The sequence below is a fragment of the Coxiella-like endosymbiont of Rhipicephalus sanguineus genome (assembly GCF_018687865.1).
The window spans coordinates 1-8,074 of record NZ_NIQB01000048.1 but is presented as its reverse complement, the minus strand read 5'-3'; the positions used below and the strand labels follow the sequence as shown (position 1 = coordinate 8,074).

Sequence of the window (8,074 nt, the reverse complement as noted above, 5' to 3'; positions counted from 1 at the left end):
CCAATAATACTATGAATCTGCCCCCACGGCATCAATCTGAGCAAACGTTCCAAACACAGCCCGTTTTTCTGTAGGCAACATTGTAGAAAACAACACTAAGCCCGCACCAATTAACAAAAAGGTTATGCCTTAGCTGATGGGTACCTACCCTACCTGAGTAGGATTCAATTTATGTTAATGGAATTTAAAGAAAGGAGCCATAACAAAGCCCACTCCAGCAATCAACGAAGATATCACTGAGGACAGTGGAAAGCTCCTTTATGGAAGAATCTACGTTGGCTGAAATATAGTGGATAATAGTGGATAGGGCAATACCAGAAGTTGTGGCAGTAGCCGGTGAAGCCCCGGCGAATAGCACACCAAATATTGAAGCCATCAACAAAAGACGTTTTAACAGTGCTCTAAATAAGTGCACTATCCTCGTTTGCATAGTTGTCGATCTCCAAAAAAATGATATTTTTCTTTAGGCTTACTATACGTAGTATAATCTTAAGGAAATATTAAAATCGCTTAACAGGCACTTAAATCCCTCTGCAGAAAAATAGGGGGAGTGGGAATCTTCACTTTCGTCGTCCTGCGCTTAATGCAAACAGGTAGCTTCTAGTCTACCAGCCTAATCTAAGTCCTAAAACGGCTTTTGTTCTTTCACAAAATACCTTATACCATGCGACTGCCAAAATTTCCACGGCCCTCGTGACGAAAAGTAGCGAGAGAGTAGACAGCTAAAGGTAAAGCGACTAATAGCGATATAATACTACGCCTGGCGCAATCCCCTAATGCATACCCAATAATCAGCAGCCAGACAACGGCTAATCTATTTTTACTGTCTCGCTTTTGAGAGAGGACTCGCCGATTCTTTTGATAATAAAAGCTGGTATAAAAACTGCTCAATTTCTAGTCAGGTAATTCTTGGAAGGTTTAATGCAAGCGATGAGCAATTTGCCGTTTCTCTAAAACCAGATACAAAGAAATATTTTTCTGACGCAAATTACTCCTAAGCCCTTTATTCTGATGAAAGATCTCATCTCAAATCCTGGATTCGAAGAGGCATGTAATTGTAGAATTACAGCAGATTTTTTATTCCAAATTCTATCTAAATGATCTAAATAGGAACGTTATAGTTTGCTCAATTGCCGCCGACAAATTTCGTTCAGTGAATATTGTAAAGCGATGATACTACTAATGGCTTTGTATTGTCTTTCACTGCCGTCGCCATATTTATCCGCATAGATAACGAGCTCTTCTGCGAATCGATTAAAATGAATGTCGTCTCCTAGCGCAAGCAGATTAAGCCTGGATAAATTTGATATTAAGTGTTGGCTCAGTTGATTAACGAGCTCATCTGCTCCAACAACAAAGTTTTTGTTTTTTTCAAAAACGGGTTCTAGAACCTTTAATAAGGTTTTTAAAAATTCCAAACGCTGTTTCTTATTGGTACACCCTTGTAAGAGCGACCCAAGCTCTTTACACAAAAAATCTATAAAAATTATTCCACATTTAAGTTTACAGAATTATTTTAACACTCCAATATTAGGGAAAAATTAAGCCCGAGAATCTTGTTCTGTCTCTCTGTATATGACAAACATAGAAAGAGAGAGATATTGTTGTCCGCGCGGAGGGAGGGAAAGGGACATTTTTAAGTCGTATCCAGAGCTACCTATAATTTTAATTATTAGCCGAAGTTAAGTTCCAATTTCTCCTCTTCTTTCCGCTACAGCCACAGAAGGATTTACCTGAATTTTTACTAAATCCGCCAAGATTTTCTTTGTGCTCTGATAACAAACCTCTTTTAATGCCTGTTCGTCTTTACAGCATTTCTCTGCTCTCAGAAGGAAAACAAGATAACTTTCCTTCCTTACACAAACTTACAAAAAAAAGGACATTCCTATTGCTTTATGCGCTGTCACTATTGCAAACCGCATAGAACCTTGAAGGTATTCTCTTAAATCTCCATTTTTTAGTTAAAATTTTTCGGCAATCTGAACAACCTACGCCAAGAATTCTTCTTTACAATTTTTTGCTTTATCGATAGGCACAACATTAAATTCGTTTTATAACCGATTAACATGAGTCTTAGTTCGACAAATAGCAGCCACCACTGGGTCGTGATTGAAATATGTCCAACAAAGCCAGCGATCTATTATTTGGGGTGAAGGTCTATTTTCGACAAATTATTTCGAGGATTAAAACGATCTAAAATTTCACCATGATGCAACATTAAATTTTCATAGCAATTATTCTCTTGTATTATCTTAGAAAGTGTTCTCGCGTAAGGATCTTCGTGAATTCCCTTATAAAGCCAACAAAAATGACCCTGATTTAGAAATAAAAACATAGATACCTTGGCATCACCACTAACCCTAATTCCTTTACCTAATATATAACGTCCCTAAACTCTGATCTGTTCGTCTAAAAGTATTTCCCCTTTCGCTGCTGCTTCATAAAAGGAAATTGTTCTATCGAATCCCTTTAATCTGCAAGGAATTAACTTCTCAGAAACGAGGGTAGGCAAATGAGCTTGGATTTTAGTGCCATAATATTTAATTTCTGCTAATTTTCGTGAGTTTTTAGAAAGCCCTCTTTGGCATTCTTCATATGCAGCTAAAAAAAAGCTCTTTTGCTATTCGAACGTCTGGAGCCTCAGCCATTAAATCTATTTCTCTTAATTTGTCAGAAATTTCGAATAAAATTGTTGCATTCCAAAATTCAGCTGTAGTCTTTATTGTTTTGGTTGCAGGAGAGTTTACTTTTTCTGCTAACATTCGGCAGTAATGTGGATAGCATCAGCGATAATGGTTGTTGACAACTCTTCGCCATTTAACACTAAAGAATGATAAATCTTTAGTGGGAAGGCCATTGAAAAAGCTATTGTATTCAAAATCCGAAATATCTTTTTCACCATTGAATCTTTGCGATCAAAATAGCTAATTCTTTTTTTAACATATGGGATGATAAGTTCATCTTTTTAATTTTCTGCTTGGTAAGCTTGAAGTACTTTTTCCTTTTCTTTTAAAAAATTCCCTCCTGATGTCTCTTCATAAGCTGCTCGAATAACGCTAGCAGACAAAAAACGTATTTATACTCTCTCTCAACAAATACAATTTTTCATCTGTAAAATACAAAGAGGGTGAGAAGACGATAATATCAAATAGAATAGAACCATTTCTTTTGAGATATAACCAATTTACCAAAGCTCTTAGAGAACTTCTGTTACTCAGCCTATCTTTTTCGACATTATATGGGTTTCTAATATAAAACGAAAAGCAGTGTTTATTTTTTTGTCGACGCTCCTCATTTTTGTTTTCAAGTATTTCTGCCAAAAGCTCCTTGTGCATTCCCTTTTCAGCTTGTTCCTGTCCGAGTGTATAACAATAATTCTTAATTTTTGTAATTCTTCAACTAAATAGCCTACATCTTTTAATTCCCCTGCTGCATATGACGCTAATCGCAAAGAGGGACAGAAACAAGATTGACAGACTAATTCTTCAGCGGTAACCCCAGCATTGCGAACTAATTTTAAATTCTCTACAGCATAATTAGCAGATTGGGTTTATCAAAGATAAACCACTTTTTTAATAGGATACCCCTCTTTTCAGGCTAAGATGCGGTGGTGGGAGATTGATTTTGCTTAAATTGCTCGGGAGATCCAATAAAGCTTTGCCGCGTGATGGTGGGCACAAAACTGGTTGCCTTTTTCCGAGTCGAGTATCGTTGGCCTGTAATGCGTTTTGCAAATTTTGAGCTTTCACATATGTGAAGCTCAAAAAGTGGGTAAAGGATTCCCTACGCCTGGAATTGATTGGATAGCGGGTGGTGAAGCAACTATTGCTGCGCTTTCGAATGCATTTTCTGTTGCTTTTTCATGCGATACCGCAATCACAGCAATGACAACTACTACTACCACTGCTGTTGAAATTACTCGGAACTTCGCACTTTGTAAAATTTTTTTAAAAAACTCTGATATCTTATAATCCTTCAATCATTAATTTAACTAATTGACCCCGTTGCGAAACAAGTACAATGGGGTGGTATCTGCAACTCATACGTATGTGTTCCGTCTGAACTACTCATCGTTGAAATCCATCCCGGCGATAAAACTGTTAACCAAATTCGTAAAAAAAGATGCCCCTTAATCAGCCACGCTTGACAGTCGCTTCCACCACCAGTGATGATTAAAGACTTACTATCCGCGGGGCGGGACACCATTCAAAACCTCTAATAATTCGGAACTTTCTGTGACTGACAATCCACCTAAAACAGGGTTAGCATTCAGACCAATTTCAGGTACTCGCAAATTAACGCGATAATCAACGGATCATTGCCCTGGTATCAAAGTTAATATCACCAGCGTATCCAAACCTTGCAACATTACAGTTAAATTTCGGGATTTATAATGACTGAGTTCCTGGAACTAATAAGGTGTTATCTTTTTTATTCCATTGAATGTTAAAGCTGTTTGGATCTCCCAAATCATATGCTTGAATTGGCCAAGGAGCGCCTGTGGAATCTAAAAATACCAATGATGTCACAAAACCTGAGGACAAACGAATAACGGGCAAAGTTGCTTCTGGCGATAAATTAACAATCACAGATGCTGAAGTCGGCTTCGGGGGATATATCTGGCGAAGCGACTGCCACTTGCTGACTTTGGTCAAATAAATAATACAGTGCAAATTCCTTCCAGTAAAAGCGACATCATGTTACAGATGGCCTTGGCAAATGCTTAATCACTAAGACCGGGATTTTGTACCATCGCAGTTGAGGAAGAATCATTTTGATTATTATTAACAGTGTTGTTGTTAGTATTACTATTTGCACGGGCCTTATTTAATAAGACATCGATAAGTGCCTGTTGATTTTTATTGTAGTTATTCTCAGTTGCTTGCGAAGCATCAGACGTATTCAGGGCAGAATTCATAGCTTATAAGAGGTAATACCATAATTATAATTAGCTAAAACAGGAATAATATTCAAGCAAATGCAAGAACCTAGTAAACCTATTAAATTTTTTTGAACCACTATTTTCTCACTTCTTCTTTATCAAGATTCATTAATTTTATCCATCTCATTCCGTAGTCAGCACATTTGGATTGACTGTCTGAGCTAAAAAATTGTTAATTGCGACCCGCTGCAGATAATTCTGAGCCGGCATCTGGACTACAATCAGGGTTACCTCCATAGGCATGGTAATGATATGTCCTTCGTTCAGGTAACTTACTAATAAAGACATTTTAATAAGACATTTTAATGTTCCAAGCAAAATGACCACCTACTACTTCTTTTCAAACTATAGTGGGCCCGCCTGTGAGCATCACATTAGAAACCATTTTTAAATCCACTAACGTTTTTAAATTATTAATACTTTTTTTAAACTACTCAAAAATCACTTCCACCCATCGGGTGTGAAATTATTGGAAGCGTCCTTCAGTTGTTCCCACCAACGCACATAATCCAAGCTAAAGGCTTTTCGCACTGCATCTGTCGCCCATTGCAGAACAAAATCCAAGCAAAACTGAATCGTTTAGCGGATGGCAGCATGATAATTCGCCTATCGACTGTAGTGGCGAAATAAGTTGGTTGAGGCGGATGGATCTATTTATAAAAAAATCATAAATCTTAATACACAATTAATTATCACTATAAATAATAAAGCAATTAGCGCTCCACGATAATTATAGCGATAAAAGGCATTTTACAAAATGACTAATTGTAATCCGTCGCTTTTTCCGCCATAACTATTCTATGACTACACTAAACTTATTAATTTGAATATTCTTAACAGCATCAATTACGGATACCCGAACAATATCCATCGTAACAGCAAAATGTGCTTTTCGTTCTTCATTAGCACTGGTATAAATTATGAGCAGCGGTAATTGCATGCGCCAGGTATAGGCCATGAACAATATCTTGATCTAAAATAACCGGAGGCCCATCAACCATCGCTGCCATAAATAATTTATTCTGAGTCAAAGAATCAATAACATTCGATCATTTCATGGTGTCCATTAAAGAATCCCAACCATCACCTGTAAAATACGATGGTACCACTTTTATAAGCCACATGCGCTGCCAATGCTGCCCATTGGAGTAAATACGTGTTTTGGTCACTACAGGCATGTCCAAAGACTGTAAAGAAATAATTCGTCCTGTGGTGGTTGTTGCATAATAAGTGGTCTTTTCTGTTGTCATAATTTGACAACTTAAAACAGCTAATAAACCCAGCCCAATAATGACCATAGTTATCAAATAACTCATTAAGCGCCGATAATTATCGCGATAAAGATTATTTTTTTGTAAAGCTAGTTGTTCTTTATCTAATATTATTTTTGCTTCTAGATAGAAGGTATGTATTTGGGATAAAACCTAAAATCAATTTCAACTTGTCGATTGTTATGGCGACCTCGAAAACTACCATTCCAATCGACAGCATTTTGGGGATTGTAGCCTTGAGCATAAATTAAACGAGCATTAATCCCTCGAGCTCAAAGAAAACTGGCCACGACCTGAGCTTGACGTGTAATTAGTGCCTGTTGTCTTTGAATGTTGCCTACATTATCAGTATAAGCAGCTATTTTTAGAATGACTTTATCGTAGGTATTTATTAATGCTGCGACGGTTTTTAAGACTTGACAATAATCACTTCGGAATATTCACGGAATTAGGGTTAAATAAATAATCACTTAACAAAACAAATTCTAAAATTTCCCCTAATTTTATTAACCTACACGCCATTCTCACGCAGTTGATTAATGTAATGAGCACGAATCTCTACTCTGACAATGAAGGTTGGGGGATGGGGATAACTCTTTCTGAGGATACGGCGGTACACGTAGGACATCCGACAAACCCACTAACGAAATAACAAAAAAGGAAAATAGAAATTGTCTTAATCGATTAATTTTTAATATATTCACTCCGCTACCTTCAATAACTCTTTAAATTTTAAATTTATTCTGATGGCTTTTTTTCTACTACTTCTTTTTTCTTCAAAGAAATAGCTTAAATCATTTCCCGCACCTCCTTCGAAACATCACTGCCATCCTCGTGAAACCTAATTTTGGGAGGGTATTACGTCCCTTTCTCCATATCACCAATTATCTCAATTGCAATATTCATTGCCTGTTGGCTACTTTTATTACTTACACAAGCGTTGAATATATTCAATTTGATCACGACAGCAGCCACGATCGAGGATTGGTTTTCTAAATTCACTTAAATCACTAGTAATAACGAGCCCTTCCAGGTGCTCCGATAAATGCAAGGGTGTAAAAAGATTTAAATAATCTATTTCTTGTTCTGTACCTGTTAATTCTTGTAAGAAATCTGTGAGAATATCTGTTTCCTTAAAGAATCTTCGTAAGGCCAGTAGTGAGCAATCCAAAGGCGTTAACACAGCATTGTCATTAAAAGCTTGTGAAACTTGTTCTACTTCTTTATTACTGGCTTCTATATTAGCAAATGTAATTTTTTCCCGGCTAATTTTTCAAAATACTCAAAACTTTTTATTAATTTCTTAGCATCGGAATCGCTAGGCCCATCTACTTTAAGAAAATGATTAAGCCTTAGATTTTTTGAGGGTTTAGGATCTGAATAAAAAAACTTTTCACAAACGATTTTTGATTTAAAGAAAAAGTGTGCTTCCCCTGGCGTTGTTCCTTTAAATCCAATAAGTCGATCCGCACCCGTTTTTCTATATGAGCACCTTTAGAATCTTGATAAGTATCCAATACGCTACTTTCCTTAATCGACCTGAAACTTTCAAGATACGTCACATAAAATTCGCCAGCTGATCTTATGAAGAAATCCTAGATTTCGGTAGGGGTCTTCAAGGGTAGGGGCTTCAAGCTTCATACAGACTTTAGTACAAATCGATACAGCTTCTTCTTTAGAAGCTTTTTGGAAATCTGGCAAATCTTGTCCGGAAAACACCAATCGAAAAACCCAACGAATAGGCCTGTGCTGGAACTACAGCAAACCCTCCTACAACATAATAGCCATATTCGTCTAAAATACATAAAAATAGTGTTTTAGAATTCGTGGGTTTCGCCTCCACGAGATTGGAATATTCCCC

General features: G+C 36.9%; 12 protein-coding genes and 1 pseudogene. 2 read left to right on the top strand and 11 right to left on the bottom strand.

The annotated features are described in order from the left end of the window. Window positions 1-299 precede the first annotated feature (299 nt). Window positions 300-467 (top strand): hypothetical protein, encoded by a 168-nt coding sequence (locus tag B1F79_RS03040; RefSeq protein ID WP_251365946.1) that lies wholly within the window; start codon window positions 300-302, stop codon window positions 465-467. 648 nt (window positions 468-1,115) lie between these two features. On the opposite strand, the gene B1F79_RS03035 is transcribed toward B1F79_RS03040, so the two are convergent. Continuing rightward, window positions 1,116-1,472 (bottom strand): hypothetical protein, encoded by a 357-nt coding sequence (locus B1F79_RS03035; RefSeq protein ID WP_251365945.1) that lies wholly within the window; start codon window positions 1,470-1,472, stop codon window positions 1,116-1,118. A 2,265-nt stretch (window positions 1,473-3,737) separates the two neighbouring features. Here B1F79_RS03035 and B1F79_RS03030 point away from each other — a divergent pair. Then, window positions 3,738-3,971: a hypothetical protein gene (locus tag B1F79_RS03030; RefSeq protein ID WP_251365944.1), complete on the top strand. Its 234-nt coding sequence runs from the start codon at window positions 3,738-3,740 to the stop codon at window positions 3,969-3,971. Window positions 3,972-3,987: 16 nt separating this feature from the next. On the opposite strand, the gene B1F79_RS03025 is transcribed toward B1F79_RS03030, so the two are convergent. The 10 genes and pseudogenes from B1F79_RS03025 to B1F79_RS06885 form a co-directional block, all read right to left on the bottom strand. Then, window positions 3,988-4,206 carry a DotH/IcmK family type IV secretion protein gene (locus B1F79_RS03025; RefSeq protein WP_251365943.1) on the bottom strand — a complete coding sequence of 73 codons (219 nt, stop codon included), beginning with the start codon at window positions 4,204-4,206 and terminating at the stop codon, window positions 3,988-3,990. Continuing rightward, complete coding sequence (locus tag B1F79_RS03020; RefSeq protein WP_251365942.1) at window positions 4,184-4,294, bottom strand: DotH/IcmK family type IV secretion protein; 111 nt, start codon at window positions 4,292-4,294, stop codon at window positions 4,184-4,186. The genes B1F79_RS03025 and B1F79_RS03020 overlap by 23 nt, the downstream gene beginning before the upstream one ends. A 94-nt stretch (window positions 4,295-4,388) precedes the next feature. Next, complete coding sequence (locus B1F79_RS03015) at window positions 4,389-4,655, bottom strand: DotH/IcmK family type IV secretion protein (RefSeq protein ID WP_251365941.1); 267 nt, start codon at window positions 4,653-4,655, stop codon at window positions 4,389-4,391. 68 nt (window positions 4,656-4,723) lie between these two features. Then, entirely contained in the window at window positions 4,724-4,918 is a 195-nt protein-coding gene (locus B1F79_RS03010) for a hypothetical protein (protein ID WP_251365940.1), read from the bottom strand. A 147-nt stretch (window positions 4,919-5,065) separates the two neighbouring features. Continuing rightward, a pseudogene (locus B1F79_RS03005) lies at window positions 5,066-5,701 on the bottom strand (type IVB secretion system apparatus protein IcmL/DotI). Between the two features lie 34 nt (window positions 5,702-5,735). Further along, window positions 5,736-5,900 (bottom strand): DotI/IcmL/TraM family protein, encoded by a 165-nt coding sequence (locus B1F79_RS06340; RefSeq protein WP_285896377.1) that lies wholly within the window; start codon window positions 5,898-5,900, stop codon window positions 5,736-5,738. Between the two features lie 91 nt (window positions 5,901-5,991). Continuing rightward, a complete protein-coding gene (locus tag B1F79_RS06335; RefSeq protein ID WP_285896376.1) occupies window positions 5,992-6,258 on the bottom strand; it encodes a DotI/IcmL/TraM family protein in 267 nt (88 codons plus the stop codon). An 880-nt stretch (window positions 6,259-7,138) separates the two neighbouring features. After that, on the bottom strand, window positions 7,139-7,396 hold the full coding sequence (locus B1F79_RS02995; protein WP_251365939.1) for a hypothetical protein: 258 nt from the start codon (window positions 7,394-7,396) through the stop codon (window positions 7,139-7,141). A 169-nt stretch (window positions 7,397-7,565) separates the two neighbouring features. Continuing rightward, window positions 7,566-7,775, bottom strand: coding sequence for a hypothetical protein (locus B1F79_RS06890; RefSeq protein WP_285896375.1), 210 nt, complete (start codon window positions 7,773-7,775; stop codon window positions 7,566-7,568). Between the two features lie 113 nt (window positions 7,776-7,888). Further along, window positions 7,889-8,074 (bottom strand): hypothetical protein (locus tag B1F79_RS06885; RefSeq protein WP_285896374.1); only part of this gene is annotated, 186 nt, incomplete at its 5' end.

Coding starts and splice junctions, on each gene's coding strand:
- B1F79_RS06340 (WP_285896377.1), bottom strand. CDS start 5,900: ATGGCCTATACCTGGCGCATGCAATTACCGCTGCTCATAATTTATACC.
- B1F79_RS06335 (WP_285896376.1), bottom strand. CDS start 6,258: ATGAGTTATTTGATAACTATGGTCATTATTGGGCTGGGTTTATTAGCT.
- B1F79_RS03010 (WP_251365940.1), bottom strand. CDS start 4,918: ATGAATTCTGCCCTGAATACGTCTGATGCTTCGCAAGCAACTGAGAAT.
- B1F79_RS03025 (WP_251365943.1), bottom strand. CDS start 4,206: ATGGTGTCCCGCCCCGCGGATAGTAAGTCTTTAATCATCACTGGTGGT.